The organism is Nonomuraea sp. NPDC050786 (genome assembly GCF_040654115.1).
Classification (GTDB): domain Bacteria; phylum Actinomycetota; class Actinomycetes; order Streptosporangiales; family Streptosporangiaceae; genus Nonomuraea.
Genome location: NZ_JBFAHJ010000001.1, coordinates 793,777 through 819,009 on the forward strand (window position 1 = coordinate 793,777; position 25,233 = coordinate 819,009).

General features: G+C 66.4%; 31 protein-coding genes and 3 pseudogenes. 16 read left to right on the forward strand and 18 right to left on the reverse strand.

The window, feature by feature from the left end; translation table 11 throughout:
- The first annotated feature begins 105 nt into the window (after nt 1-105).
- The 7 genes and pseudogenes from AB0H84_RS04115 to AB0H84_RS04145 form a co-directional block, all read left to right on the forward strand.
- The gene (locus tag AB0H84_RS04115) at nt 106-318 is read left to right on the forward strand and encodes a transposase (protein ID WP_357597915.1); all 213 of its coding nucleotides are present in this window, start codon (nt 106-108) and stop codon (nt 316-318) included.
- 19 nt (nt 319-337) lie between these two features.
- Nucleotides 338-745, forward strand: coding sequence for a hypothetical protein (locus tag AB0H84_RS04120; protein WP_357597787.1), 408 nt, complete (start codon nt 338-340; stop codon nt 743-745).
- A gap of 139 nt (nt 746-884) precedes the next feature.
- Nucleotides 885-1,682, forward strand: a complete 798-nt coding sequence (locus tag AB0H84_RS04125; protein ID WP_357597790.1) for an IS3 family transposase — start codon at nt 885-887, stop codon at nt 1,680-1,682.
- Between the two features lie 17 nt (nt 1,683-1,699).
- On the forward strand, nt 1,700-1,879 hold the full coding sequence (locus AB0H84_RS04130; protein WP_357597793.1) for a hypothetical protein: 180 nt from the start codon (nt 1,700-1,702) through the stop codon (nt 1,877-1,879).
- 206 nt (nt 1,880-2,085) lie between these two features.
- A complete protein-coding gene (locus AB0H84_RS04135) occupies nt 2,086-3,153 on the forward strand; it encodes an IS110 family transposase (protein ID WP_357597796.1) in 1,068 nt (355 codons plus the stop codon).
- Between the two features lie 17 nt (nt 3,154-3,170).
- Nucleotides 3,171-3,374, forward strand: a pseudogene (locus AB0H84_RS04140) (integrase core domain-containing protein); the annotation flags it as partial.
- Nucleotides 3,375-3,418: 44 nt separating this feature from the next.
- Nucleotides 3,419-3,875: pseudogene (locus AB0H84_RS04145) on the forward strand (transposase); the annotation flags it as partial.
- A gap of 138 nt (nt 3,876-4,013) precedes the next feature.
- Here the strand turns inward: AB0H84_RS04145 and AB0H84_RS04150 are convergent.
- Complete coding sequence (locus AB0H84_RS04150; protein ID WP_357597918.1) at nt 4,014-4,973, reverse strand: LuxR C-terminal-related transcriptional regulator; 960 nt, start codon at nt 4,971-4,973, stop codon at nt 4,014-4,016.
- A 1,040-nt stretch (nt 4,974-6,013) separates the two neighbouring features.
- Nucleotides 6,014-6,796 (reverse strand): annotated as a pseudogene (locus AB0H84_RS04155) (IS5 family transposase); the annotation flags it as partial.
- Nucleotides 6,797-7,312: 516 nt separating this feature from the next.
- On the opposite strand from AB0H84_RS04155, the gene AB0H84_RS04160 reads away from it, so the two are divergent.
- Nucleotides 7,313-7,669 (forward strand): hypothetical protein, encoded by a 357-nt coding sequence (locus tag AB0H84_RS04160; protein ID WP_357597799.1) that lies wholly within the window; start codon nt 7,313-7,315, stop codon nt 7,667-7,669.
- Here AB0H84_RS04160 and AB0H84_RS04165 read toward each other — a convergent pair.
- Both AB0H84_RS04165 and AB0H84_RS04170 read right to left on the reverse strand, forming a co-directional pair.
- On the reverse strand, nt 7,666-7,896 hold the full coding sequence (locus AB0H84_RS04165) for a hypothetical protein (protein ID WP_357597801.1): 231 nt from the start codon (nt 7,894-7,896) through the stop codon (nt 7,666-7,668). The two genes, AB0H84_RS04160 and AB0H84_RS04165, sit on opposite strands and share 4 nt — an antisense overlap.
- Before the next feature lie 44 nt (nt 7,897-7,940).
- Nucleotides 7,941-8,450 carry a VOC family protein gene (locus tag AB0H84_RS04170; protein WP_357597804.1) on the reverse strand — a complete coding sequence of 170 codons (510 nt, stop codon included), beginning with the start codon at nt 8,448-8,450 and terminating at the stop codon, nt 7,941-7,943.
- A 61-nt stretch (nt 8,451-8,511) separates the two neighbouring features.
- Here AB0H84_RS04170 and AB0H84_RS04175 point away from each other — a divergent pair, with 61 nt between their 5' ends.
- From AB0H84_RS04175 to xylB, 3 genes are all read left to right on the forward strand, one after another.
- Nucleotides 8,512-8,961, forward strand: a complete 450-nt coding sequence (locus AB0H84_RS04175) for a MarR family transcriptional regulator (protein WP_357597807.1) — start codon at nt 8,512-8,514, stop codon at nt 8,959-8,961.
- A gap of 89 nt (nt 8,962-9,050) precedes the next feature.
- Nucleotides 9,051-9,239: a hypothetical protein gene (locus AB0H84_RS04180; RefSeq protein WP_357597810.1), complete on the forward strand. Its 189-nt coding sequence runs from the start codon at nt 9,051-9,053 to the stop codon at nt 9,237-9,239.
- A gap of 162 nt (nt 9,240-9,401) precedes the next feature.
- On the forward strand, nt 9,402-10,805 hold the full coding sequence (xylB, locus tag AB0H84_RS04185; RefSeq protein ID WP_357597813.1) for a xylulokinase: 1,404 nt from the start codon (nt 9,402-9,404) through the stop codon (nt 10,803-10,805).
- A gap of 84 nt (nt 10,806-10,889) precedes the next feature.
- Here the strand turns inward: xylB and AB0H84_RS04190 are convergent, their stop codons facing one another.
- From AB0H84_RS04190 to AB0H84_RS04245, 12 genes are all read right to left on the reverse strand, one after another.
- The gene (locus AB0H84_RS04190) at nt 10,890-11,597 is read right to left on the reverse strand and encodes a sensor domain-containing protein (protein WP_357597816.1); all 708 of its coding nucleotides are present in this window, start codon (nt 11,595-11,597) and stop codon (nt 10,890-10,892) included.
- A gap of 152 nt (nt 11,598-11,749) precedes the next feature.
- On the reverse strand, nt 11,750-11,956 hold the full coding sequence (locus tag AB0H84_RS04195) for a hypothetical protein (protein ID WP_357597819.1): 207 nt from the start codon (nt 11,954-11,956) through the stop codon (nt 11,750-11,752).
- Nucleotides 11,953-12,120, reverse strand: a complete 168-nt coding sequence (locus AB0H84_RS04200) for a hypothetical protein (RefSeq protein WP_357597821.1) — start codon at nt 12,118-12,120, stop codon at nt 11,953-11,955. The genes AB0H84_RS04195 and AB0H84_RS04200 overlap by 4 nt, the downstream gene beginning before the upstream one ends.
- Nucleotides 12,121-12,282: 162 nt before the next feature.
- Nucleotides 12,283-12,969, reverse strand: a complete 687-nt coding sequence (locus AB0H84_RS04205) for a M15 family metallopeptidase (protein WP_357597824.1) — start codon at nt 12,967-12,969, stop codon at nt 12,283-12,285.
- Nucleotides 12,966-13,976, reverse strand: coding sequence for a D-alanine--D-alanine ligase (locus tag AB0H84_RS04210; RefSeq protein ID WP_357597827.1), 1,011 nt, complete (start codon nt 13,974-13,976; stop codon nt 12,966-12,968). The genes AB0H84_RS04205 and AB0H84_RS04210 overlap by 4 nt, the downstream gene beginning before the upstream one ends.
- The gene (locus AB0H84_RS04215; RefSeq protein ID WP_357597830.1) at nt 13,973-14,368 is read right to left on the reverse strand and encodes a hypothetical protein; all 396 of its coding nucleotides are present in this window, start codon (nt 14,366-14,368) and stop codon (nt 13,973-13,975) included. The genes AB0H84_RS04210 and AB0H84_RS04215 overlap by 4 nt, the downstream gene beginning before the upstream one ends.
- Before the next feature lie 33 nt (nt 14,369-14,401).
- Nucleotides 14,402-14,965, reverse strand: coding sequence for a hypothetical protein (locus tag AB0H84_RS04220; RefSeq protein WP_357597833.1), 564 nt, complete (start codon nt 14,963-14,965; stop codon nt 14,402-14,404).
- Nucleotides 14,962-15,513: an RNA polymerase sigma factor gene (locus tag AB0H84_RS04225; RefSeq protein WP_357597836.1), complete on the reverse strand. Its 552-nt coding sequence runs from the start codon at nt 15,511-15,513 to the stop codon at nt 14,962-14,964. Before AB0H84_RS04225 ends, AB0H84_RS04220 begins: the two co-directional genes overlap by 4 nt.
- A gap of 593 nt (nt 15,514-16,106) precedes the next feature.
- Nucleotides 16,107-16,808: a hypothetical protein gene (locus AB0H84_RS04230; protein ID WP_357597838.1), complete on the reverse strand. Its 702-nt coding sequence runs from the start codon at nt 16,806-16,808 to the stop codon at nt 16,107-16,109.
- A 687-nt stretch (nt 16,809-17,495) separates the two neighbouring features.
- Complete coding sequence (locus AB0H84_RS04235; RefSeq protein ID WP_357597841.1) at nt 17,496-17,630, reverse strand: hypothetical protein; 135 nt, start codon at nt 17,628-17,630, stop codon at nt 17,496-17,498.
- A 1,068-nt stretch (nt 17,631-18,698) separates the two neighbouring features.
- A complete protein-coding gene (locus AB0H84_RS04240) occupies nt 18,699-19,196 on the reverse strand; it encodes a cupin domain-containing protein (RefSeq protein ID WP_357597844.1) in 498 nt (165 codons plus the stop codon).
- A 186-nt stretch (nt 19,197-19,382) separates the two neighbouring features.
- Nucleotides 19,383-19,787 (reverse strand): DUF4267 domain-containing protein, encoded by a 405-nt coding sequence (locus tag AB0H84_RS04245; protein ID WP_357597847.1) that lies wholly within the window; start codon nt 19,785-19,787, stop codon nt 19,383-19,385.
- 590 nt (nt 19,788-20,377) lie between these two features.
- On the opposite strand from AB0H84_RS04245, the gene AB0H84_RS04250 reads away from it, so the two are divergent.
- From AB0H84_RS04250 to AB0H84_RS04265, 4 genes are all read left to right on the forward strand, one after another.
- Complete coding sequence (locus tag AB0H84_RS04250; RefSeq protein ID WP_357597850.1) at nt 20,378-20,656, forward strand: transposase; 279 nt, start codon at nt 20,378-20,380, stop codon at nt 20,654-20,656.
- Nucleotides 20,657-20,875: 219 nt separating this feature from the next.
- Nucleotides 20,876-21,094 (forward strand): IS3 family transposase, encoded by a 219-nt coding sequence (locus AB0H84_RS04255; RefSeq protein ID WP_357597853.1) that lies wholly within the window; start codon nt 20,876-20,878, stop codon nt 21,092-21,094.
- On the forward strand, nt 20,989-21,240 hold the full coding sequence (locus AB0H84_RS04260) for a tyrosine-type recombinase/integrase (RefSeq protein WP_357597921.1): 252 nt from the start codon (nt 20,989-20,991) through the stop codon (nt 21,238-21,240). The genes AB0H84_RS04255 and AB0H84_RS04260 overlap by 106 nt, the downstream gene beginning before the upstream one ends.
- Before the next feature lie 348 nt (nt 21,241-21,588).
- A complete protein-coding gene (locus AB0H84_RS04265) occupies nt 21,589-22,347 on the forward strand; it encodes a hypothetical protein (protein ID WP_357597855.1) in 759 nt (252 codons plus the stop codon).
- A gap of 277 nt (nt 22,348-22,624) precedes the next feature.
- Here AB0H84_RS04265 and AB0H84_RS04270 read toward each other — a convergent pair whose 3' ends face one another.
- Both AB0H84_RS04270 and AB0H84_RS04275 read right to left on the reverse strand, forming a co-directional pair.
- Nucleotides 22,625-23,137, reverse strand: a complete 513-nt coding sequence (locus AB0H84_RS04270) for a hypothetical protein (RefSeq protein WP_357597858.1) — start codon at nt 23,135-23,137, stop codon at nt 22,625-22,627.
- Between the two features lie 715 nt (nt 23,138-23,852).
- Complete coding sequence (locus tag AB0H84_RS04275) at nt 23,853-23,987, reverse strand: hypothetical protein (protein WP_357597861.1); 135 nt, start codon at nt 23,985-23,987, stop codon at nt 23,853-23,855.
- Nucleotides 23,988-24,068: 81 nt separating this feature from the next.
- On the opposite strand from AB0H84_RS04275, the gene AB0H84_RS04280 reads away from it, so the two are divergent.
- Nucleotides 24,069-24,263, forward strand: a complete 195-nt coding sequence (locus AB0H84_RS04280) for a hypothetical protein (protein ID WP_357597864.1) — start codon at nt 24,069-24,071, stop codon at nt 24,261-24,263.
- Nucleotides 24,264-25,233 lie beyond the last annotated feature (970 nt).

The following is a 25,233-nucleotide window of genomic DNA, read 5'->3' on the forward strand; positions in this document are numbered from 1 at the left end:
TATGGCCTGTATCAAAGTCGGGTTTGGGCGCACCCTGTAGATCTTGACCTTTGGGTCCTGTAGACCTTCCGCCTGGATGTTGATGAACGACTGAAGCGTCATGATCTGACGGATGAGGAGTGGGAGTTGCTGGCGCCGCTCCTGCCCGCACATCTGCGGCGAGGACATCGCTGGAACGATAATCGGACCATGATCAACGGGGTGGTGTTCCGGAGCTGGGCGGGCTGTACCTCATCAACCGGGACAACCTGCGGGCCGCTCTTTCGCGACGGAGCCCTGATCCTGTCAATATTCGAGGTCGATCCAAGATCGCTCTAATAGTCAGCGAGGTAGCAGCATGAGACGGTGGCACGGCACGGCTATGGTCCTGGCGGCCGCCAGCGCGCTGGTCCTGGGAGGCACCACCCCTTCCCACGCCAGCCAGAACAGCGGCTGGGTGTACGTGGGCCAAGGTACGGCGAGCAGCAACACCGGTGGTGCGTATTTCGACGCCGATTTCAACGGTTACCCGAACTGGGAGAAGATCACCGTCTGCGACAACTCGTCCAATGGATGGGGCGTAGGGGTAGACATCAGTCCCTACTATCCCTCCGGCGTTAAGACGGTGAAGGACGGATCCGACGACGGTCATTGCGCGGACGAGCAAAACGACTTCTGGCCCGAGGAGAAAAACGTCACCATCTGCGTTTACGAGTACCGGTACGGCAGTGAGCGAGGGCGGCGCTGCGTGGGTGGTGTCGCCTGACCGACCGGGCTCCGGCGACTCGCGGGCTCCCGCCAGGGCGGCGAGCGGCGCGGCCCGGGCCGCACCTCACTCTGAGATGCCCAGCAGATTCCGGACAGTCGGCTACATAAGCTGACAGAAGTCTGGAAGAGGTAGGTACGTGACGAGGCGTCGCAGGCAGTTCTCGCCGGAGTTCAAGGAAGAAGCCATCCGCATGGTGCTGGAGGGCGATCGGACGGTCGCGTCCGTGGCACGCGAGTTCGATATCAACGCCAGCACCCTGGGCAGCTGGGTGAACCGGCACCGGATCACGAGTGCCCAGGAGGAGCAGCAGCCGGTCCCCGGGCCGGACCGGGCCAGGATCCGGGAGTTGGAGCGGGAGAACGCCGAACTGCGCGAGAAGTTGATCTTCCTGAAAAAAAACGGCCGCCTTCTTCGCGTCCGAGACTCGATGACGCTCGCCAAGTACAAGCTGATCGACGCGGAGAAGGCTCACCATGCGATCGCCCGGATGTGTGTCTGGCTGGGCGTATCCCGCTCGGGCTTCTACGAATGGCGGGAGCGACGGCCTCGGCCACCGCGCAACGCCGGACGCTGCTTGCCGCTGTCATCGCAGAGATCTTCGCCAGCTCGCACGAGACCTACGGCTACCGGCGGGTGCACGCCCGCCCTGCTGCGCCGCGGCGAGCACTGCTCGGCCGAACTGGTGCGCGAGCAGGGCCTGGTCCCGGCCCAGGTCCGGGCGTTCCGGCCGACAACTACCGTCCAAGGCAACTTTCGCGGTATTTCCGACCTGGTGGGCCGCGACTTCACCGCCGCCCGGCCGGGCATCAAGCTGGTCGGCGACATCACTTACATCCGCACTTGGGAGGGCTTTCTGTATCTGGCCACCGTGATCGACTGTCACAGCAAGGCGGTGCTGGGCTGGGCGATGGCCGATCACTACGCACCGAGCTGATCAAGGACGCGATCCGGATGGCCGCCGGCACCGGCCTGCTCCAGCCCGGCGCCGTGTTCCACACCGACCGCGGCTCGAACTACACCAGCGACGAGTTCGGCCGCTACCTGACCGGCCTGAACATCCGCCGCTCGGTTGGCCGCACCGGGGTCTGCTACGACTGTGAGAATGGGATCACCGTCACCGGGGCGGCTTGACTCGTGTTACGACTGACCCTTCGGGTGTCCTTGCTGTTGATCTGTCGGTCGCCTCGGGGACGGTTGGATGCGAGCCGTCGGCCGTGCGGATGGTGACCCAATAGGAGCCTGCTGCCTTGTGACAAGGCGCTCGTCACAGTCCTGTCCCTCTCGCGCGGCTGACGGTGGTGTGCTCATCACCGCCGGGCGAAGGGAGCAGCACAGTCATGACGAGCATTCTGCAGGCCGAGCCGATCGGCAAAGTCGTGGTCGGCGTGGACACGCACAAGTATGTGCACACCGCGGCCGTGGTCGATGTCGTGGGCGGCCTGCAGGCCAGCATCAGCGTCGCCGCCGATCGGGGTGGCTATGAGCAGCTCATCTCCTGGGCCGCCGGGTTCGGGCAGGTGCTGGGCTTCGGCGTCGAGGGGACCGGTTCCTACGGCGCTGGGCTGGCTTCCCACCTGCGTCGGCACGGGCACAAGGTGGTTGAGGTCAACCGGCCCGACCGGCGCGTCCGCCGTCAGCGAGGCAAGTCCGATCCGATCGACGCCGAGAACGCCGCCCGCGCCGTCCTGGCGGGCACGGCCACCGCCACGCCGAAGAGCGCCGAGGGCGTGGTGGAGATGATCCGCCACACCAAGATCGCCCGTGACACAGCGGTGAAGGCCCGCACCCAAGCCATGGTCACGCTCAAGGCGCTGCTCGTCACCGTTCCCGACGAGCTACGTCAGCAACTGGCCAACCTGTCGAAAATGGTCCTCCTGGACCGCTGCGCTGGCCTGCGGCCCGGCCCGGTGACCAGCACCTTAGCCTCGGCCAAGCGTGCCGTGCGCGCGCTCGCCCGGCGGTGGCTGCAACTGAACGAAGAGATCAAAGAGCACGACGCGATCCTCGAGCAGCTGACCACCCAGCAAGCCCCCGACCTCGTCAATGCCTTTGGTATCGGTGCCGACACCGCCGCCGAGGTGCTGGTCGTGGTCGGTGACAACCCTGAACGGATCCGCTCCCAGGCCGCCTTCGCCAAACTCGCCGGCGTCGCTCCGATCCCGGCTTCCTCCGGCACCACCATCCGACACCGCCTCAACCGGGGCGGCCACCGCCAGCTCAACGCAGCGCTCTATCGCGTGGTCATTGTCCGCATGCGCTTCCACCAACCCACCATCGACTACGTCGCGCGGCGCACCGTGGACGGCAAGACCAAACAAGAGATCATCCGCTGTCTGAAGCGCTACCTCGCTCGCGAGATCTACCAGGCCATCAAAGCCCGCCCACACCCGCCCGCGACCACTTGACGAACTATAGGAGCGTCAACGCGATGGCCGAGTCGTTCTTCTCCGCGCTCAAGGACGAATGGCTGCACCGCTTCGTCTTCACCGCCCGAGCCAAGGCAAGACGGCAGGTCATCCGCTACATCGAAGGGTTCTACAACCACCGGCGCCTGCACTCGGCACTGGGCTATCGGCCACCCTTCGAAGTTCTCAACGAGTCCCTTTCAACCCCACCGGCCGCATAGGCTACGCCCGCAAGGCGACTGTCCGGAATCACCGTGGCGCCTCACTCGACCTATCCCGGGGCGCGATGGGCTCTTCACAGATCAGGGCGTAAAAGGAGGGCCGCAGACCGGCCCGTCCCCGGTCGATCGCGCCCGGGCCGGCAGCACGCACTCCTGATCACTAACGCCACCGGTATCCCACTGGCCGTCATCGCCACCGGCGCCAACCGCAACGACGTCATCCAGCTCATCCCGCTCCTGCAGGCCATCGCGAAGGTTCGCGGTAAACGCGGCTATCCCCGCCAGGCCCCGACCTCGTACTCGCCGATCGAGGCTATGACCACGCCACGTACCGCCCCCTGGTCCGCACTCTGCAGATCCGGCCACTCATCGCCCGCCGTGGCACCGCACACGGCTCCGGCCTGGGCAAACACCGCTACGTCGTCGAACAGGCCCTCGCCCTACAACACGCATTCCGACGCCTGCGCATTCCCCTGGGAAGTCCGCGCTGACATCCACTAGGCCTTCCTCAGCCTGGCCTGCGCCCTCATCTGCTGGCGACACCTCGCCTCATTGCATCAGGTAGAACCTCTAAGCCTTCCGCCGCTTGTGGGCGGCTGTCTGCCGTGGTTGCTTAGGCGTCATCCCTAACCTTGCCGATCATGTGGAGAGTTTCGTCGCCGAGAACCGAGATGGCAGTCCCGCGTCCCGCGCGACGGCCGCCGCCTCCCCGCGGGACTCTACTTGGAGCTTGCTAAGGATGTTCGCGACATGAAACTTCACGGTGTGTTCGCTGATATGCAAGTGCGTGGCGATCTGGCGGTTGCGCCATCCTAGGATGAGCAGTTCCAACACGTCCAACTCTCGTGGATTGAGCACGCTCAGCGGGTGTGCGTCAGGTACCTCGGGTGGCGTGAGCGGCAAGACCGCTGTGACCGCTGTTCCCCAGTTCGGCACCGGGTCGACATCCAGTGCCCCGTTGAGTCCGAGCACTCGGTCTGAGATGCGGCGCACGGCAGGCGTGTCGAGGGACAGTCTGCCCGGTCCGTCATCTCGGACGCTGACTTGCAGACTGCTTTCTTCCACCCGCCATGCGACCCGCACCCGGCCGACCCCTCCGTGGTCTAGCAAGAGCAGCACCGCGTCGCGTACCGTCGCCCTCGCTGCCTGGGCAACATCGGCGGGCAGGACACGCATACTGCGCTCAGGCCCGGCCAGCTCCAATTCCACATTGCTGTACCGGGTGAGCAAGCTTAGGGAGTCAGCCAGGCACGCGAATGCTTCGGGAGCGGTCTCTTCGACTGCTGCCAGGTCCTGGTTTGCCGCCGACTGCAGCTCGATGAGTGCCGCCGCCGCCAAGTCGATTGCTGTCCGTCGGGCTGTGGCGTCATCCATGGTTATGGACCGCAATGCCCCCAGCTGCGCGGTCAGCATGCTGGCGTACTGGGCGTTCAACTCCATAATCAACCGGGTCCGCTCATTGGCCGCAGCCCAGCTTGCTGCCAGGTGCACCGGCACAGCCTCTGTTAAAAGACCGACCACGTGTGCAGTGGCGATGTCCCACAACTGTTGAACAAGATGCTGCCGCATCTCGTCGGGATCCTCATCACCAGCAAGCACTACGATCAACAACGCTCCCGCTGAACCTGGGGGTGCCGACGCTACGGCTAGTATCGACCGACTGACACCACCGAGCGGGACCTGCCCGCCCCACGGTCGCCCCACATCGGCCGACTTCGCGAGTCCTGCGATGTCCCCACTGGTGACCCCCTGGGTCACGGCGGGCTCTCCATAGGTCATGAGCGGAAATCGGGGACAGTCACCGGTCAACATCAACAACGCCCGGTGCGGCACCACGTCCGCCACTACCTCGGATAGACGTTCTAGCATCTCGGGCAGCGGTGCCTGGACAATCTTGCTCGCCATCCGCAGAGTCAGTCGGGGATCATCCCACCTGTCCAGCACCATGTCGTCATGGTAGTCCTGAGGGTAACGACGCGGCACCCGCTCTGGCGGCTAGGGCGTCTTATAGATCTTGGCGGATCCGTGCTGACTTAGATCATCGCGGTGGTCGGATTGACGGTCAGGCGCTCGCCGTCTGCCTCATCAGGTCCAGCAGAAAGAGGACTTTTGATGCGGTGACATCGTCGGGGTCGAGGCACGTTCAAGGACCAAATCATACTTTGGCCCCTGTGTGATGGAAGTCGCTCTCGACGTGAAGTCAGGCACCGACCTCACCCGCGATCGACCATCGCGTTCATGGTCAGCCTCAACACGCCGCACCGTACTCGTACTGCACGATGCGTGATCCGCTGCAGCTTCTGCCCTTCCTGATCGGTCAGTCTGCGCACTCTGCCCGGCTCTGCCACCGCGCCTCCTCACACCGTTCAAAGCCTGCTGACGAAGGCTCAAGTGCTCGTGGGCATGGGGCTGTAGAGGGCTGGTCCGATCCTGTTGACGTAACCCTGGTGGGACCACTGGGACAGCTGGACGCGGAAGCTGTTGACGTTCTCGATTCCGAGGATGGCGGCCAGCTCGGCCCCTCTCCAAGCCCGCCAGGGCCGGCCGGCCAGGAGTTCCAGGACCTTGCCGCGCCGGTCGGGGCTGGACAGCTGGGGAAGCGGTGGCGGGTCGGCCCAGCGGCCCGGAGGGGGTTGGCCTGCCAGTTCGCGGGTCAGGCAGCGGGTCATCTGGTGCACCGTGGCCCACCAGATCAGGGCTTCGTGGTGTTCGGGCTTGCGTTCGTAGATCCGCACCAGCCGGCGGTAGCGGGTCAGCCAGGCGAAGGTCCGTTCTGCCACCCACCTGCGCGGCAGCACGACGAAGCCGCGGACGTCGTCGGAGCGCTTGACGATCGTGACGGTCAGGTGGAGCACGTCATGCGCCCAGGTGAGCAGGCGTCCGGCGTAGCCGCCGTCCGCCCAGACCAGCGCGATGGTGGAGAACTTCTCCCGCAGCCGGGCCAGCAGCGGGTGGGCGCCGTCACGGTCTTGGACCGACGCAGCGGTGACGATCACGCACAACAGCAGCCCGAGCGTGTCGACCGCGATATGCCGCTTTTGCCCCTTGATCTTCTTGCCTGCGTCATACCCGCAGGCCGCAGCCCCGGCGGTCTCGGCCGCCTTGACCGTCTGGGAGTCGATGCACCCGGCCGTGGGCAGCTCGCCGCGTCCGGCCATGACGCGCAGACGGCCGTGTAAGCGTCCGGCGAGCCGTTCGGGCAGGCCACGCCGGGACCACCGCAGGAAGAAGGCGTACACCGCCTCGTGCGGCGGGAAGTCCACCGGCAGGGCACGCCATTCGATCCCGTACCTGGTCACGTAGTGGATGGCGTCGAATGTCGCGCGCAGATCATGCACCATCGGCCTGCCGGTGACCTGGACCAGCTCGGCCATCACCGCCCGCGCCCCGCCTTGCATCACCGTCCACTCGGCATCGGTCAGATCCGACGGATATGACCGATGCCGGTCATGACATCGGCATCCCGGTGAGGCGCAACCCCTGGCCGCTCAGGGACGCGGGCGTGTAAACAGCCAACCACGGGCTCCTGGTTGCCGAGTTGCGTAGACAACACCTCAGCTATCAGGAGCCCGCTCCTGTCCGCAGGCGTATCGCTCGAAGATGCCTCGACCAGGGCATCCCTGACCCTGGCTGCAGCGACCAAATCCTTCGTCAGCAGGCTCTTAGGGTGACGGGGCTTCGTCGTTCTGGGCGCCCTCGCGGTGGTGACCCATTGACCGGCTGCTATTCGCCGTTCGCCATCAGGGGGTCAGAAAATTCTCGAATACAGGGAGGCTCCGAGCATGGAGCTACGGTTCCTCGGCACCACGAGCACGTCACCCCCGAGGCCATGCGGCTGCTCAAGCGCTACGTGGCCAACGACAACCTGATCATCGGCGCCCAGTCGGGCTCCCGACAAGGTGCTGGCCGCCTCCGGGCGCGGCCACGACACCTCACCGGTGCGCGACGCCATCAGGATCGCGGTCGAGCACGGCTTCCGGCCGAACGTCGACTTCATCTTCGGCATGCCGGGCGAGACCGAGGAGGACCAGGCCGCCTCCGTCAGGCTCGCCTCCGACCTGGCCGAGCTGGGCGCCCGCATCCACACCCACACGTTCATGCCGCTGCCCGGCACGCCGTGGCGGGACGCCGAGCCGGCCTTCATCCCGCTGGCGACCATGAGCGAGCTGGACCGGCTGGCACAGCGCGGCGACGCCTACGGGCACTGGCGCAAGCAGGCCGAGCACGCCGTACGGCTGGCCGAGACGGCCAAGGCGTACCCGCGCTGGACGCCTCGGCGCCGCACCACCGGCTAGTCGTCCTCGTCGAAGGTGTGCAGCACCCGCTCGAACGCGTCGCTGACGGGCCGCAGCGCCTGCGCGAAGGCGTTGACCAGCGGGCCGAAGATCTCCGTCATCTCGGCCATGAAGTCGGGACTCTTGCTCTCGGGAGGCGCCCAGCGCATGGCGTCCGCGCTCAGCGTCTCCCACTCGTCGACGACGCCGTCGATGGCGTCGAGCACGTGGTCAGGATCGCTTGGCATGACCGTTCTCCGTGGAAGAAGGGCCGTATACCACCCACGGTACTTCAGACCGGGATCGAGACCCCCACCCCGCCACGGGTCTGCCCGCCGAACCGCTCCTTGTCGGCGTTCAGGTCGAGCGGGCGGATGCCGGCACGCGAGGCGAGGATCTCCTCGGTGAGCAGCGAGGCCGGCACCAGCCACGACACCTCGAACTCCAGCCCGTCCGGGTCCCTGGCGTACACCGCCTTCGTCGTGCCGTGGTCGGATGCGCCCACCATCGCGCCCAGCTCGGTCAGCTTGACCGCGACGCGCTCCAGCTCGTCGAGGGTGTCGACCTCCCACGCCAAGTGGTAGAGGCCGACCGCCGTGCGCCCGGCCGGCGAGGGGGCCGCGTTCGCGCCGATCTCGAACAGGCCCAGGTCATGGTCGTTCGTCGAGCCGGGGGCCTGCAGGAAGGCCGCGCCCCGCATGCTCATCACGACCTCGAAGCCGAGGGCCTCGCGGTAGAAGGCGACGCTGCGCTCCACGTCACGGACGTAGAGGACCGCGTGGTTGAGCCGCTGGACAGGCATGGTTCTCCCCTTTCTGCCGAGTCCTGGAGCAAGTATATGAGAGTTCAACTAAATTGGCCCCATGACGAGATGGCTGGACGCGGACGAGCAGCACACCTGGCGCAACTTCCTGGCGGCGACCCAGCTCATCGACGAGGCACTCGACCGCCAGCTCCAGCGGGACGCGGGCATGCCGCACACGTACTACATGATCCTCGTGGCGCTCTCCGAGGCGCCCGGACGCTCGATGCGGATGAGCGAGCTGGCCGCCAGGGCGCAGAGCTCCCAGAGCGGTCTCTCGCACGCCGTGGCCCGCCTGGAGGAGCGCGGGTGGGTCCGTCGCGAGCGCTGCCCGGCCGACCGGCGTGGCAATCTCGCCGTGCTCACGGACGACGGGTTCGCCGCGCTGGCCGCCGCCGCGCCGGGGCATGTGGAGGAGGTACGGCGGAGCCTGTTCGACGCGCTGACGCCCGAGCAGGTGCGGCAGCTCGACGGGATCTGCGTCGCTGTCCGCAGGACGCTGGAGGGGTGATCTCCGGCGGGACACGCGGGGAGGGGGAGCGAGAAATCTGTCGTGCGGAGGCCGTACCGTTCTCCGGGTACCCGACGAAGGAGAGGCCGATGCACGACACCGAAGAGGCGCTGTTCAGGGCGGTCCACGGCATTGCCGGGCAGTTCGCCGGCCAGCCCGTGCCCGTGGTGATGGAGGCGCTGCTGCGCCACCTCCCCAAGGCGCCCGGCCTCGAGGTGACGGAGATCCGCAAGATCGCCGAGGAGATCAGCGTCGGGCGCGACCCCTCGGGCTTGTGAACAACTGATCGGCAGGGGAGCATCGAGACAGGTGCGAGCCAACCCCGTGCTCGCCGTCCATCCCCATCGCAGTTTTCCGGAAAGCGCTTGCCGTGACGAGGGCGGATACCATTTGCCCCATCTCAACCAGCTTGCGCTGGAGCACTTGTTAGGAGTTCGTGGGTGACGCTGGTCGCTGGGGTCGATTCGTCGACGCAAAGTTGCAAGGTCGTCATTCGTGACGCGGAGACGGGCGCGCTGGTGCGGCAGGGCCGCGCGCCGCATCCCGGCGGCACGGAGGTGCATCCGTCGCACTGGTGGGCCGCGCTGCTGCGGGCCGTCGAGGAGGCCGGTGGGCTCTCCGACGTACGGGCCATCAGCGTGGCGGGGCAGCAGCACGGCATGGTCTGCCTGGACGAGTCCGGAAATGTCGTACGTGACGCCCTGCTGTGGAACGACACCCGCTCCGCTCAGGCCGCCACCGACCTGGTCGCGGAGCTGGGCGGGCCGGAGGCGTGGGCCTCCGCGGTGGGGTCGGTGCCGGTCGCCTCGTTCACGGTGACCAAGCTGCGCTGGCTGGCCGAGAACGAGCCCGACAACGCCGCCCGTACCGCCGCCGTGTGCCTGCCGCACGACTGGCTCACGTGGCGCCTGGCCGGGGCGCTCGCCTCGGGAGACTTCTCCCTCGACGCGCCCGTGCCGCCGATCGACCAGCTCACCACGGACCGCGGGGACGCCTCGGGGACGGGCTACTGGTCACCGGCGACGGGGGCGTACCGCACGGACCTGCTGAAGCTGGCGTTCGGGGCGGTCCCGGCACTCCCCCGGGTGCTGGGTCCGGCGGACGCGGCCTTCGAGGGCGGCGCGGTCTTGATCGCACCGGGGACGGGCGACAACATGGCGGCCGCGCTCGGAGTGGGCGCCCGGCCGGGTGACGTCGTGGTGTCGCTCGGCACCTCCGGCACCGCGTTCGCGGTCGCGGAGTCGCCCAGCGCCGACGCCACCGGCGCGGTCGCCGGCTTCGCCGACGCCACGGGCCGCTTCCTTCCCCTTGTGTGCACGCTCAACGCCGCCCGGGTCATGGACGCCGCCGCCCGCATCGCCGGGGTCGGCCTGGACGAGCTGAGCGACCTCGCGCTCCAGGCCCCGCCGGGGTCGGACGGGCTGACGCTCGTGCCGTACCTGGAGGGCGAGCGCACCCCCAACCGCCCCACCGCGACGGGCTCCATCCACGGGCTGACCCTGGCCACCTCCACGCCCGCCCACCTGGCCCGGGCGGCCATCGAGGGCATGCTGTGCGGCCTCGCCGACGCCCTCGACGCGCTGGGCATGACGCCCGAGCGGGTGCTGCTGATCGGCGGCGCGGCCCGTTCGGAGGCGGTCCGCCGCATCGCCCCCACGATCTTCGGCGTCCCGATCACGGTGCCGCCGCCGGCCGAGTACGTCGCCGACGGCGCCGCCCACCAGGCCGCCACCCTGGTCACTTCGCCGGATTGGCGGTCGGAGGAGACGGAGACGTACGAGGGGGAGGCGATCCCCTCGATCCGCGAGCGCTACGCCCGCGCCACCACCCACATCCTCGACTGACGGGGACGAGCACCGGGAGCATGACGATGGCCGCCCTGCCCGGCTGATGCGGGGCGGAGGCGGCCATGAGGGAGGGACGGATCGTCAGCCGGCCAGCCACGCCGGCTCCGGGGTCCCGGCGGGCTTCTCCTGGGAGACAGCGTGCTTCTCCTGGGGGAAACCAGGCTTTTCCTGGGGGACGGCGCGGGTGAGCAGCACCTGCGCCACGCCCGCCTTGAGCAGGGCGGCCATCCGGACCACCGGCACCAGGGTCAGCGCGAACAGGACGCCCACGGCCGTGGTGGCGACCACGTACATCGTGGGGGTGTCAGGCAGCCCCAGCCACTGGAGGACCACCCCGTGCTCGGCGCCGGGGATCCGGGCGACGGCCCAGCCGTAGATGGGGAAGGTGAGACCGGCGACGGTCCCGGCCCACCACACCGTGGTGAGCACGAAGGCGAGCAGCGAGAACGGGAACGCGATGATCCCGTACAGCAGGTCCATCCACGCCTGGCCGCTGGTCAGCGGGTTCATCACGCGGCGGAACCAGCCCGCTCCCTCGGGGGCGGGCGCGTACGGCGGGCGGGCGACCGGGTGGCCGAGCACGCCCGGGAGCGCGACGCGCTCGAGATCGGCGAGGTGGCGGGAGGCGGCGGCGGTCGCGGCGAGCACGGGCAGGCCGACGAAGGCGACGGCGCTGCCGAGTCCCGCCGAGACCCCGACGGTGGTGACGGCGAAGGAGGCGACGGCCAGGGGGAGGCCGAGCAACGTGTAGCGGGTGTCGGTGGCGAGGCGGCGCTGGAGGGCTCTCATGGGGAAAACGCTACGAGCCGGGGCCCGCGGCCATCGACCCTGCGTACGGGCCTGTACGTGGTAGGGAAAGCCCTACCACGTACGTGTCAGGGCGGCCCCACTCTCTCTCGGGCCGCTCCGGGACAGGGGCGATGGCGAGGTGGGGCGATCCTTCAGGCGGCGATGTCGCGACGGATGCCCTCCCGGCAGCCGGGCAGGCCGGGCGTCCGGCCGAGCTCGGCCTTGGCCTTGGCGTTCGACACGCGCATGGAGGTGTCGATCATCAGTGCGGCGAGGTACGGCGCGGCCGGCCTGATGACCCAGTCGGGCAGCGCGCGTGGCGGCTTGGTGCCGGCGGCGCGGGCATGCTCGGCGATCATTTCGCCCCAGGTGACCGGGACGTCGTCGACGATGTTGTGGGCCTGCCCGCCTGCAGCGCCGCGACAAGCCCCTCCGAACCGGACAGGCCGTAGAACGCGCGGTAGCGCAGGGCGATGCCGTCGATCCCATCGGCGTTGAACGCCTGCTGCTCGGTGGAGCGCATGGCCGCCACGATCGCTGTACGGAGGGAAGTTGACGTAGTCGATGACCGACCTGGGCTATATCAGCGCCAGACGCCGAAGACCAGCATCGCTGATAAAGGTGAAATGCTGCACGACAACAGATTGATGTGCTGCGACGACCGCCGGAAAGCGCCATCAGTGGTTCAACCTCGGCCAACGGCCGTGGGCCCTAGCTCGGGGGGGTCGAAGACCTCGATCTCGCCATAACAGGCGACCGGCTCGTTGTAGTGCGCGGCCCAGATCTGGTTACCGAAATCGAAATGCCACCACTCATCGGCGTCAATGCGGAAGCCGGCGCCCGTCATCGCGTCCCGGAGTATCCGCCGGTTGTTCCTGGCAGTCGTGTTCCAGGCGTTGTCCTCGAAGTAGAGCGCGGCCGACTCCGGCCCGAAGTGATCATACGGCGTGCCCATGTCGAGTTCGCGCCCGTACGCGTCGACCAGGGTCAGGTCCACGGCTCCCCCGGTGGCGTGCGGAGGGATGCGCCGCGAGCTGCCCGGGTCCGTGACGAAGACCTCCGCCCTCTTCTGCAACTCGTCCTCGCTCATATCCGGATGGTCGGCCCGCAAGGTGGCCAGATAATCCTCGAAGATGTTCCGCTGCACAAGCCGGGGGCGGTAACCGTCCCAGATCTTGAAGGCCAGCGGCGCCAGCGCCCGCTGGATGTCCACCAGCATCTCGGCGACTGTCAGCCGCAGGTACATCGCGCTGGTCGGCGACAGGCCCCGGCGGAAGTACGAGGGATCGCACGCGAGCGGGTGGGACATCAGATCCGTCAGCGGATCCCCGTTCTCCCGTATGGTGACGTGCTCGAACTCGGCCGCCGTCACGAACGCACCGCCAGCCGGCAGATGCACTCGCACAGCTCGGGGAAGGAGATCCCGGCCGCCTGCGCCGATTGTGGAAAGAGGCTGGTGGCGGTCATCCCGGGAAGGGTGTTCGCCTCAAGGCACCAGATCCCGCCCTTGTCGTCCATCCGGAAATCCACCCTGCTGTACGAGCCCAGCCTGAGGCTTTCGTGGGCCCGGACGGCCAGCGAGCGCAGTTCGTCCTCCAGAGCGGCGGGAATGTCCGCGGGGAAGATCTCCAGCGCCCCGCCGACCTGGTACTTGGCCTCGTAGTCGAAGATCTCCTGGCCTTCCGTCCTGATCTCGCCGACGGCCAGCGGGTCGCCGTCCAGCACGCCGACCACGAACTCGCGGCCCGGCACGAAACGCTCGATCAGCACATCCGTGTCACGCCTGCGTGCCGCCCGTACGGCGTCGCTCAGATCCTCCTGGCCCTTGACGAGGGTCAGGCCGATCGAGGAGCCCTGGGCGTTGGGCTTGACGATGACCGGGCCGTCGAAGGGAAGGTCCTCGAGATCGTCGCCAGGCCGTAGGAGAACCCATTCAGGCGTGGGGACCCCTGAGGTGCTCAACAGCCGCTTGGCGATGTCCTTGTCCATGGCGACGGCACTCGCGAGGTGCCCGCTGCCGGTGTAGGGCAGTCCGGCCGAGTCGAGGACGGCCTGCACAGCGCCGTTCTCACCGACTCCGCCGTGCAGCGCGAGGAAGACGACGTCCACGCCCAGCATCTCCTCCACCAGTCTGGGGGCGATCGCCACGGTGGGCAGCCTGACCGGATCGGGAGGCGTGGGCGCGACCTTCGCCCGCAGCACGCCTTCGGCGTCGGCCGGGCTGAGCCTGCCCTTCGCGAGGTCGAAAGCCTCCACCCGATGCCCGAGCGCCCGCAGGGCAGACATCACCTGCGCCGCACTCGCAACCGAAACGTCCCGCTCCGCGCTCGCCCCACCGAAGAGCAACGCCACCCGCATCGGCTTCCTGGGCGGAATCATCGACGCACCCCACGCTCGAACGCTCGTATGATCGTGTCAATGTCGTGATAGAAACGCATGGCGTCCTCCAAGATGAGCACCTCCGTCTGAACGGGCACCGCGTCCGCCCGTGCCTTCGCCATGCACGCATGGATCGGCCGAACGAGATCATCGGGCACCAACCCCGGATCACCGACCACCGCCGTCATCCCGGCATTACGCAAATGCAGCGCGGCGATGATCGCCTGCTCACCGAAGATCGGGTGGGGATCCACAAGGGCGACATGAGCAGCCGTGGCCAGACGACCCTCGCAGCGGATCACCGTCTCGGGCGTGACCCTCTCCACGATGTCGAATGCCCGGCACTCAGGCGGCGGTCCATGGCTCACCAGAACAAGCGGAACAGGGGTCAATGCCCGACAGTCCTTCCTTCGCGCAGCCGCCGGTCAGCCGAGTTGCGTCGGGTCGTGCACCGGAACGCACGGCTTGACCGGGCCCTCAATCACCGACGCATTGAGCTGCGACTTGAACGGCCCCTTCGGGTTTTCGGTGAACTCCAGCAGCACCGTCTGCCCCTTCCGGACATAGCGGGGATCGATGATGAAGCCCTTCGGCCCCGGCCTGGCGACCTTGTAATGCACGGACTCCCTCCACTCCTCCGGAGTGTCGTATTCGCCGCCGACGAGCGCGCCCCGGTCGTCCTGGCACTTCGTGTAGGGCTTGAGGTACGTGACGTCGGCGGCGGGCACGCCAAGATCTCTGAGGTCCTGCTCCAGCTTGGCGGCGTCCCTGAACTCCTTGAGCTCCACCGTGATGGTGCCGTTGGCGTTCTTGCTCACCGCATACGCCGGCTCAGCCCCGGTCAGCAGCGGAACCGCCACCGCCGCCACAGCCGCCAGCCCGGCCACCGCCGCCCCCGCAAGCAGGCGGCGGCCGATGCGGCGGCTGCGTTCGTTCCGAGCGGTCATCTCGGTTTTGAGGTCCATCAGCAACTGCTCCTCGAATCTCATCGTGGGATTCCTTCCATGACGAAGGGCAGGTCGCGAAGTGTCTTGCGGGCGCGGTGCAGCCGCACCATGGCGGTCCCCGGCCGGATCCCGAGCGCTACCGCCGCCTCCGACGGCGTGAGCTGCTCCAGAACCACCAGTTCCAGGACAGCGCGCTCCCCGTCGGGCAATCCGGCCATGGCCTCGAAGGCCGCCCTGGCGGGCCGTTCCGCGTCTATCTGCTCTTCCAACCGGGACACGTCATCGCCGTCGAGCGGACGTCGCCCGCTCACCCGATGGGTGAGCTCGGACTGCCGCAATGCCCGCCGCCGCTCGGCCGACAGCGTGTTGCGCGCGACGCCGTACAGCCACGCGATCTCGCTGCCTTTGCCCGGGCGGTACGTGTGCGCCGAGTCGAACACCGCAAGGAACACATCGGCCGCCAGGTCGGCGACCGTGTGCGGGTCGTCGACCCGGCGTGACAGGAAACGCGTGACCGCGTCGATGTGCCGCCGGTAGAAGGCTTCGAACGCCACGGGGTCTGTGGCGAGCTTCCCCCGCTTGAGACGCACCGGCCTTGCTCCCTTCGTCGATCTACACCCGTACTTGGTAAGAACCGGCTGAAGGCTTACAAATCAACGGGTTAGGCCATTCGGGCTGCGATGGTGCGGCGGTGCGGCAACCCCGGTCGGCGCGTTCGGTGGGTATGGCGAGGGTGGCATGCGGTGCCCAGCCCGGTATCCCGCGCCGTCCGGGACCAACTCCAAGGCCCCATGCCCGAACGGCGGGCGCTCTCTGGGGAATCCAGCCGTTGCAACCACGACGCCCTTGAAGATCAAAAGGCCCCCGCGCGGACGCGCGCGCCTCGCCTTCCGCGCATCCCGTATGCCGTCGACCCACCGCGAAGCGGCAGCGGGCCGGCGACGGAGGGGCAAGCCCGTCTTCGTGTGTACGTTAGCCGGTCGCCGTTCCTCGGCCATTGGACGCCAAGGGTCACAGAGGGGGCTTGAGCCGTAGGAGTCGGCCTGCTGGGCTTGCCTGGATCGATGGCAGGAGGGATGCGCGGCTCCTACCTCAGCCCCCTCCTGGCCCTCGCTTCCAGCTCCGCGGCGTCCCGGAACCGGAGCCCTTGCCGGAGGCGCCTTAACCTGAATTGGAGGGCGGTTCAGTGTCGGCGCCAGATGCGGTGGATCTCGAGCGCGTCGGAGAGTTTCTGGGCCGCTTCCGGTGAGCTGGCGGAGAAGAATCCGCGCTCCAGGAGCGTCGCAGGTGCTGGCCCCCTGATCCAATTGTCCAGGAGCGCATACCACTCGGTGTCGTGGGCGGCGCTGACGGTGAAGATGTGCATGAGCCACGCCATGTGACGGGCCGCCGCCTCGGTGGTGTTCGATTCCCACTCGGCCAGATAGGGAGCTAGGTCCAGCTCCAGACTGTCAGCGATGATTTCGATCATCGTCATGGCGTCGACGTCGCGCGGGTAGTGGTTCAGGGTCTGCCGCCACCATGCGTCGAGGGCGGCGATGATGGCTTCCTGCTCGGTCTTTCTCCAGTTGGGCCACCTGACGCCGAGTCGCAGCATCAAGGAGGGGGCGTGCAGGCCGTCGAGCTCTTCGAGGATGAGCAGCTCCATTAACCGGGGGAGGTAGTGCTTGAACTCCTCGACGTCTCCCCATGTGTACAGGCCATTCCAGGCGTAGGGCTCCAGCGTGGATGCGGTGAGCGCCCGGAGTGGTGCGGCACGCGCCGCGCGAACCCGCTCAGCTGACACGCAGTGGTCACACACGTCGGTCTTGGCTGGAATCGGGTACCGGGAAAAGGCCGCGTAGAGAGCGTCCAATGCACGGTCGAGATCAGGCGGTGTGTCCATGCTCGGATGCTATTGCGCGGCTGCTGCGGGGCTGGGAGCTGCTTTTCGCTCGTTGAGTGGAGCGGTAGGCATGTCCGTACGTAGGGGGATGCGCTAACGGGTCAGCAGGTACGTGACGGGTACGCGGCCCGAGCTGCTGGCGGCCGGGACCGGCCCCCAGGCCGCAGGCCCGGCCGCCGAGCGGGCGCGGGGCCGCGAGGCAGCGCGCAGCGTTCTTTGGAAAGCTCACGCGAAATAGGGCCCCACTGAAATGACGGATTGCCGCAAAGGATGTGATGGGATATTCCCACAGAGTGGTTCAGCAGGTCCTCGGCCACACCAGAGTGACGACCACCGAGCGATACACCCACGTATCCATACCCCTGATGCGCGACGCAGGGGAGCGGCTCGCCTCCGCGCTCTGGGGAAATCCTTAGCCATTGCAACCAGCCCTGCAACTACGACGCCCTCAAAGTCCAAGAAGGCCCGCTCCCAAGATCTGGGAGAGGGCCTTCCACCTGCGGCGGATCGGGGATTTGAACCCCGGATGGGCGGTAAACCCAAACCGCATCAGCAGCTCGGAGGGCCATCGTTCAGGAAACTCCCACCTGGACCAACGCCCATCGCCGGTCTTTCCGGAACGACCTGATACGGCAGTGAACTGCAACCCAAACCGCAACCCGACGGCGGCCACGCCCCGACAGTCTCCTAGGAGTAGAAGCCTCGCCCGTACTCCTCGCGGGACTTCGTGAAGTCATCGGGCCGCACCTCCCGGAGGTACTCGTAGCGCTCGGCGAACCTGTCGATAGCCTCATGGATCGTGTCACCGAACCGTTCCTGCATGATCAGGACCGGAAGGATACGCCCCCGGAGGATGTGATCATCAATGGCATCCCAGAGATCTCCCACAAGAGCATCTTCCCGCGCTATCAGCTTGGGAAGTATTCAACATCATGCGGTCCGAGCTGCGGAAACACTGACCTGGACGTATGCCGGTCGGGTGACCGTGAGTCCCCGTGATTCCCCGCTGCCTGCCGACCGTACGAGCACGCAGCGGGCACGCCGACATCTCGGCTGCCGCAGTAGAGCTCGAACTCTCACCTGCTCTTCCCCACCTGCGCCGATGACACCGAGTGGGCTTTGACCAGGCAATACAGCTCTCAATGTGTCCCGTCTACTTCTCGGGCTGAGCCGCGCTGATCTACCAGCACCGCGACGGAGCGCGACCGGCCATCGCAGACGCTCTCGGCAAGCTCGCCAAGGAGGCGGGCGGCTGAGAGCTAAGCGAGTTATCCACAGATCAACTCTCGGGCTGCGCACATGTGAACAAGTTTTGTAGATGTCAGCCCCCCAAGATCCCGACCATCACATCATGTCGGAGCAGCTGAGTAGCAAATCAGGCGGTGGCGTGCCGACGGCCGGTGCAGCGCCTTGGTACGGCGCGCCTGGATGCCTTAAAGCCCTGGCTCAAGGAATCGGCGCAGGCTGCGCCGACGGTCTTACAGCGGGCTGGTAATTGAGGCCTCGGAGCAGGTCCGAACTGGTGCTACGGCTTTAGCTCGCTCACCGGCGCACGAGATCATCCCGCGTATATCCCGGATCTTCTTCGAGTCATGGGCCCCCAAACGATCTCCAACGTTCAGACGAGTCCCCGGCAGGTCGCTGAGGACTGGGGCGGGTGTGTCCAGCAGCTAACGGCTCTGTCGCAGAGAAAGATGTTTTCTTACACTCCCGCCTCAGACCCGAACCCCGGGCCGGGCTCACTGGCGAGTCCCGGCCCGGCTGGGTTCTGTGTCTCATCTCGGGTTTTCGGCCGTCGACGACTGGTTTCGGATATTTGGGCGTCGGCGACATCATTGTGACTCGGCTTGGACGGTGGTCGCGGATGCCGGTTGGGCCGCTGGTCAAGCTTCAGGATCTGGCGTTGTTCCAGGTTGCGCTGTTGAGAAAGTAGGTGTCGTAGAGCTCCTGGACTTCCAGCAGGCTTTCTGGGGGCACCTTGCCGTAAGCGATGCGTTCGAGGTGGCGGAAGTACTCGAACCGTTCCACCCCTGGAGTAATGACGATGAGGATGTCGGCGTCTTCACCCGGTGCGGCGGCGAAGGCGTGGGCGAGGCCTGGCGGGACGATGACGAGATCGCCGCGTTCGGCGGTGACAACCTGTTCGCCGGACAGCAGTTGGGCTGTGCCATCGAGCATGTAGAACAGCTCGGCCGAGTTGGAGTGGTGGTGCGGGCTGGCACCGTTGGCGCCGTTGGTCAGGCTGACCCGTTGGGTGGACAGCGCACCGCCAGTCGAGCTGCTGTCGGCCAGCAGTCGGATCGTGGTTGGTGCGTGGCCGATGATTTCGGCTTCGGCGGAGCGGACGATCACGGACTCGTCGAAGTGGTTCGGCATGACCAGCGACATTTCTAGGACTCCTTGCGTGATGACGATCGATGACTCGTGCGGTGACTGGATGGCGTCGGCAATGTTCGGGATACGGTCGCGCACGTGATCGGGGGCGCGGTGTGAGATTGGCGAGTTTGCGGGCCCCACGCCGTTGCAGGTCGTCCTCATGTCAAGGCGGCGTGGGGGCGAGCGCTGCCGTAGGTCCTACGCAATCGCGGGGACGGTACGGGATCGAGGGTTGGTGCGGAGGAGAAGCGCTCCGGTGAGTGCGACCACGACCGCGGTGGCGAGGTGGATGCCCAGTGCCGCGGCCACCTGACCGCCCTGCGACAGCACGATGATCATGTCGCTGAAGGGCACGAATGCCCCCGCGAGCATCGCCCAGCCGAGCGTCCGGCGCTGGCCGGCCAGCAAGAGGGCGAATATGACGAGCCCCTGTCCAATGTCACGTACGCCCTTGACGGCGAAGTAGCCGCCGGCGTTGCCAGTCGGCGGGTGAGGCACACCGAAACTGGAGGCCATAGCCTGCCCGTCCAGGAGATAGCTGATACCGACGTAGGTGATGAAGAGTCCACCGATGACGGCGAGGGCAGTGGCGAGGTTCTTCATGATGTCTCCCTGAGATGTCCGTGTTGCCAGGAAATCTACGGCTACGCCTGGTCGCTTGGCAAGTGTTTGCCAAAATAATTTGCCAGATACCTTCTCATGCCCTGCCCCGGGCTGTCCCGGACAACCTCCCTACCAGCTCGTACCCCCCTGCTTGTCCATCTGAGCTGCATCTCCTACCCAAAGTGAGCGCATGCTCAGATGGCAAAGATTTGTCAAGCTTCGTAGCGGATTGGCCAAGATCGGGCTGGACGGCTCAGGCACATTTGGCACAGCGATGGCAAGGTGGCCTGCTAGGACTCGTCTTCAGTGGATACGTTTGGAGGCAAGTGCGTGCTTGCACAGCCGCAATTCGGCCGCCGGCTCAAGCAATTGAGGGCCGAGCGAGGCCTCGCGCAGAGCGCACTCGCCGGCGACGACATGTCGACCGGGTAACTCTCGCTCTTGGAGTCTGGAGCCCGCCAGCCCACTGAGCGTGCCGTGGCGCACCTGGCCAGCCACGCACACATCTCTCCCGGCGCTGGGCTTGATCCGGTTTGACGGACATCCGAGATCAGGGGCTCGTCCCCGGAAGGATGTCCATGATGGAGAGCATGGGGAAGAAGAAGCCGCGTCCTCGCCGCTCCTTCACACCGGGGTTCAAAGCCGAGATCGTCGAGCTGTGCCAGCGTGGTGACCGCTCGGTCGGGCAGGTGGCCAAGGACTTCGATCTGACCGAGACCGCGGTGCGCCAGTGGATCCGCCAGGCCGAGGTCGACGCCGGGCAGCGGGAAGGGCTGACCAGCAGCGAACGCCAGGAACTGGAGGCGTTGCGGCGGGAGAATCGGCGGCTGCGCGAGGATGTCGACGTCCTCAAGCGAGTGACGGCTTAATTCGCCAAGGAGACCCGGTGAGCGTGCACCCGTTCATCGAGGCGGAAAAGCAGGGCGGCCACAGCGTCAAACGGGCGTGTGAGCTGCTGGGAGTCTCCCGTGCCGCCTTCTACGCCCGCCGCAGTGGCGTGCCCGGGCCCCGCGCGATGCGCGACGCGCAGCTGGCCGAGCGCATCGCCGAGGTGCACGCGCTCACGAGGCAGCTACGGCGCGCCGCGCGTGCACGCCCAGCTGCAGCGGGACGGGCAGCAGTGTGGCCGGCGGCGGGTGGCCCGGCTGATGCGCGGCCTCGGCCTGACCGGGCGGCATCGGCGCCGCCGCTCGGCGGCCCGATCGAGCGCACGGAGGACTGGAAGCAGTGGAAGTCGATCCTCAAGCAGGCCGGCGTGCGGGACGCCAGGGTTCACGACGCGAGGCGCACCGCGGCGACCCTGTTGATAGAGCAGGGCGTCCACATCCGAGTCGTACAGGAGATCCTCGGCCACACCCGCGTCACCACCACAGAGCGCTACACCCACGTAGCGACTCTCCAGATGAAGGACGCCAGCGACCGCATGGACGCTGCCCTCTGGGGCGCTCCCTGAGGGGCAACTGCAACCCAAACTGCAACCCTGGTGCCCGCAGAAGATCAAAGAGGCCCTTCCCCAAACCCGGGGAAGGGCCTCTTGCCTGCGGAGGATCGGGGATTTGAACCCCGGATGGGCGGTAAACCCAAACCGCATTAGCAGCTCGGATCTTGCCCGTCCCGATCGGTTCCACCTGGCCCATCCGACTTCGAAGGTCGGCGTCGGACGACCCTGTACGACACCGGATTGCAACTAGAGCTGCAACTAGCGCCGGGGTGTAGAGCGGTCAAACTACGCTGCGCTTCGGGAAGATGGACGAGCACAGCTGCATGTCCATTCATCGATTTCCCGAGGAGGAGACCGAGGTTGAGGCCCCCAGACGGTCCTGACTGGACCGACATCCTCACTGCCATCGCGGCCCTTGCGGCCTTACTGCTCTCCCTGTTCTCGGTCTGGTACGCCAGACGACAGGCCAGTGCCGCGATCGACCAAGCGGCCGATGCCCAGCGAGCCGCTGACGCGGCAAAGGATCAAGCAGTGTCGGCGCGTGATCAAGCGGAGATTGCCGCCAACCAGCTCGCGCTCGACCGCACGGCGTTCACGGAGTCGCAGCAGCCATACGTGGTCGTCGACATCCGGGCGTCCGACTTCATCTCAGAGGCTATGAATCTCGTGATCGAGAACGTGGGGCCCACAGTTGCCCGCAACGTTCGAATCAAGTTCGAGCCGCCTATTCAGACCTCGATGGATGGGGATGACCGGGAGAGGCTCGCCGATACCCTCATCTTCACTCAAGGCATTCCTCATCTGCCGCCAGGGCGCAAGATCGAGGCGCTCTTCGATATCGGATGGCAGTTCTTCCAAAAAGACCTGCCCCGCCGCTACACCGTGACGGTAGAGGCGGATGGGCCCTATGGTGCTGTCGAGCCACTCACCTACCTCATCGACTTGGAGATCTACCGCAAGCTCCGGCACCTCACGGTCAAGACCCTCCATCAGCAGGTCCAGGAGATCGAGAAGCTCCGCAAGGCGGTCGAGGAAGTCGCAAAAGAACTTGCCCATCCACGCCGAGAAGCGGAGGCGGCGGAATGGCGACGCGGTCGAAGAGCAACGGAGTCAGGATGAGGGCGAGGCTCCATCGAGCGCGCATGAGTCCCTGTCTCCAGGATCAGGAGAAGGGGATGGGGGACGCGAGAGTAGCTAGTGGCGCGGTCAGGCGCTTGGGTGGCGCTGGCTGGCGACGGTTTTACAGCGCGTGACCGTTACGAACGGCAAAAGGCCTTTCACCTGCACCGCAGCCATGTCTCGTTGCCTCAAGCCTCATGATCATTGCACGTATATTGCACGGCAGCCGCTGAGGCAGGACGCCGGGGGCTCGAACCTGGCACCGGGAGAGAACTAGCTAGACACACATCCAGCAATAGATCATCTGATCTTCCTCCTGTGCTCGTTGAGCAAGGCCTCGCAGCCCTGTAAGGACCTCCAGAAGGTATCCATCGGAAGGTGGTAGGTCAGCGAACTCCTCGATCTCCTCCCAGTGCTCAACGAGCTCGTCCAACCTGCTATCCGGGATGCCGGCGAGCGCGTCGCGCACGTCTGCGGGGAGCTCTTCGATTCCCGGCCCTTCCTTGTATGGGGAGTCCTCCGGCAGAGCCTCCCACTCCTCCATCGTCGCCGGAGCGCTCTCGGGTGGCGGATAGACCGTGACCGTCTGCACCAGGTCCAAGCTGAACGGAACGTCTCTGACCAGGGCTATGAGCCGCCCAAGTATCACGTCGGGCCCGATCCACTTGGCGTCCACCGCATCGAACGTCGGTACTCCCGCCATGGGCTTCTCAACGGCACGGGGGCTATCGGGCTTCTCCGCGGCCACCTGCCTGTTCGCCGCCCGGTAGTAGTCGTAGAAGACCCCCATCTGGACCCTCCGGTCTTGATCGCTTGGCTTCCATGCTCGGGACAGATTAGGGGATCGTACGTGTGTACGAAAGACTTCTGACACCGCCAGTGACTCTCCTGCCTGAGTACACCCGACGCGGCGAGCATCCCGGAGCCGGACGCCCCTGCCGGAGGCATAGTTTGCTTCGGCAAGCGAGGCCTGGAAGTCACGCTCTAGGCATGCGATCATCATGGGCATGACTTCGATCAGAAAGGGCCATGCCGCGTAGGCGCCCTTCGGCGGTTCGCACGCGAAGATTCATGTGCGTAACCCACAGACCCTTGATTCATCAGGTTCCTGGTCTCGGGCCGCGCCCTATGGCCGCAGTGATCGCGCTGGAGCACACCCGGATGGGGCCGGGTTATGTGGCGGCGGTGCTGCTGACTTGGACGCGGGAAGTGATTCCGGGCACCTCCACCCAGCTCCGGCCCACCTGCACATGCCCCGCCTGTTGGGAACACGATCCGCGCGGGGAACTGGAACAGGTGCTCATTGCATTGCCTCGCTGGGCGCGACCGTATCTTTACAATCTGGTGCTTCCCATCGACAGAAGCTTTCTCGCCCGAACGTCGCCGGATCCGCTCGCATCGCCTGATTGGCCATGGTGGCGGCAGCGGCGACGCCCGAACTACTGATGGAACACCGACTGACCAAGGGCGTCCGTCTGTGGAGCCGGAGCACCCCACTGGAAGCGCTACCTGCGGCGGCGCAGCATCGTCATGGCAAGCCAGATGATGGTGGGCAGGAGGAGCAGCAGCACTACGAGGCCAGTCGCGACGGCGAGCTCGGCGTCGCTCCATAGCCGGATTGGGAGATCATCGTTGTCCACCCTCTGACGCTATCGGCCACGAGCGTCGGCCGGAATAGCAGTGCCCAGCGCGGCCCGAGCACGGCCGACCTTAAGGCCCGCATGGGGCACGACAGCGACTGCGCCGCGCTGATCTACCAGCACGCCACGCGCGACGCGGACCAGCGAATCGCCGACGCACTGACCGCCCGTGTGGAGGCCGAACAAAAGAAGATCGCCAAAGACCAATGGCACGTTAATGGCACGAACGCCCCGTTCCAAGACCTGGAGCGGGGCGTTTCTCGAGGTGGGGCCTAGGAGATTCGAACTCCTGACATCCTGCTTGCAAAGACGCACGCCGATCTTGCTCCACCAGAGCAGACGGCTCAACGTACGGGTGGCATTCCCCGTGACTCCCCGCGATTGCCCCTACTTCCCCGCCCCATCGGGCACGCAACGAGCACGCCAGCCACATCGCTCGGTGGGCCGGGGCTGAGGAACGAAGCCCTGGACCCTCGATCGCTCCCAGCCGGCGACGGCGGCCAGCCACCGACAGGCGATCGTGAGGGCCGTTCCCGTGCGGCGCGCTTTGCGACCAAACAAGTTTCGATCCGTCGATGGCCCCGACCACGCACGGTGCTCGGCCGCTTCGGGCGATCGTGAGAGCGGTATCTGAACGATAGTGCAGTGTGCACGGTCAGAAATTCCTCCAGGTGAGCGGCCAGCATGATCCAGGCTGGCGGCCTTGGAATTTCCAGGCGGACGGTCATGCAGCGTCTGGGTGGGCGGACAGGCCAGGGTGGTTTCGACGGAGTGAGGTGGAACCTACCCGGCGGAAGTGGTTGGGCATTTGGATTACACGCCGGACAACATCGTGCTCCGGGGCGGAGCCGAGGAGCGGGGTGGTGGCTGGGCGAGGATGTGGGATGAGGGCATCGGCGATGAGATCAAGCGGCGCGAGGCCTGGTTGGATCGGCCATGGCGCGGTCATCGAGACGGTGCTGAGCGCACCGTAACCCCCTGTTTCATCTTGTCGGGTCTCATTTCGGATAAATCGTCACTACGTTCCAGCGTGCTGGCATGCCGTCGCCATGGCACTCCACCGCGGTCGCCGACCTGACGCAATGAGCATGCCGCCATAGGTGACGAGCTCTATGATCAGGTTCGTCCTGATCGTTGAGATTCGGAGAAGATGTCAATCTCATGCGCCGCGCCATGGTCCTTCTGGGGGGCGTTGCTCTCGCTGTCGGCGCGTTCACCCTCTTCTACCGGGGCCCGGGACAACCGT

Excerpts from the sequence above, each read along its gene's own strand:
- AB0H84_RS04120 (WP_357597787.1), top strand. The coding sequence starts at position 338 with ATGAGACGGTGGCACGGCACGGCTATGGTCCTGGCGGCCGCCAGCGCG.
- AB0H84_RS04130 (WP_357597793.1), top strand. The coding sequence starts at position 1,700 with ATGGCCGCCGGCACCGGCCTGCTCCAGCCCGGCGCCGTGTTCCACACC.
- AB0H84_RS04135 (WP_357597796.1), top strand. The coding sequence starts at position 2,086 with ATGACGAGCATTCTGCAGGCCGAGCCGATCGGCAAAGTCGTGGTCGGC.
- AB0H84_RS04165 (WP_357597801.1), bottom strand. The coding sequence starts at position 7,896 with ATGCCAAGCGATCCTGACCACGTGCTCGACGCCATCGACGGCGTCGTC.
- AB0H84_RS04170 (WP_357597804.1), bottom strand. The coding sequence starts at position 8,450 with ATGCCTGTCCAGCGGCTCAACCACGCGGTCCTCTACGTCCGTGACGTG.
- AB0H84_RS04175 (WP_357597807.1), top strand. The coding sequence starts at position 8,512 with ATGACGAGATGGCTGGACGCGGACGAGCAGCACACCTGGCGCAACTTC.
- AB0H84_RS04180 (WP_357597810.1), top strand. The coding sequence starts at position 9,051 with ATGCACGACACCGAAGAGGCGCTGTTCAGGGCGGTCCACGGCATTGCC.
- AB0H84_RS04190 (WP_357597816.1), bottom strand. The coding sequence starts at position 11,597 with ATGAGAGCCCTCCAGCGCCGCCTCGCCACCGACACCCGCTACACGTTG.
- AB0H84_RS04195 (WP_357597819.1), bottom strand. The coding sequence starts at position 11,956 with ATGATCGCCGAGCATGCCCGCGCCGCCGGCACCAAGCCGCCACGCGCG.
- AB0H84_RS04200 (WP_357597821.1), bottom strand. The coding sequence starts at position 12,120 with ATGCGCTCCACCGAGCAGCAGGCGTTCAACGCCGATGGGATCGACGGC.
- AB0H84_RS04210 (WP_357597827.1), bottom strand. The coding sequence starts at position 13,976 with ATGATTCCGCCCAGGAAGCCGATGCGGGTGGCGTTGCTCTTCGGTGGG.
- AB0H84_RS04220 (WP_357597833.1), bottom strand. The coding sequence starts at position 14,965 with ATGAGATTCGAGGAGCAGTTGCTGATGGACCTCAAAACCGAGATGACC.
- AB0H84_RS04230 (WP_357597838.1), bottom strand. The coding sequence starts at position 16,808 with ATGGACACACCGCCTGATCTCGACCGTGCATTGGACGCTCTCTACGCG.
- AB0H84_RS04235 (WP_357597841.1), bottom strand. The coding sequence starts at position 17,630 with ATGCAGGAACGGTTCGGTGACACGATCCATGAGGCTATCGACAGGTTC.
- AB0H84_RS04240 (WP_357597844.1), bottom strand. The coding sequence starts at position 19,196 with ATGTCGCTGGTCATGCCGAACCACTTCGACGAGTCCGTGATCGTCCGC.
- AB0H84_RS04245 (WP_357597847.1), bottom strand. The coding sequence starts at position 19,787 with ATGAAGAACCTCGCCACTGCCCTCGCCGTCATCGGTGGACTCTTCATC.
- AB0H84_RS04250 (WP_357597850.1), top strand. The coding sequence starts at position 20,378 with ATGGGGAAGAAGAAGCCGCGTCCTCGCCGCTCCTTCACACCGGGGTTC.
- AB0H84_RS04270 (WP_357597858.1), bottom strand. The coding sequence starts at position 23,137 with ATGGGGGTCTTCTACGACTACTACCGGGCGGCGAACAGGCAGGTGGCC.
- AB0H84_RS04280 (WP_357597864.1), top strand. The coding sequence starts at position 24,069 with ATGGGGCACGACAGCGACTGCGCCGCGCTGATCTACCAGCACGCCACG.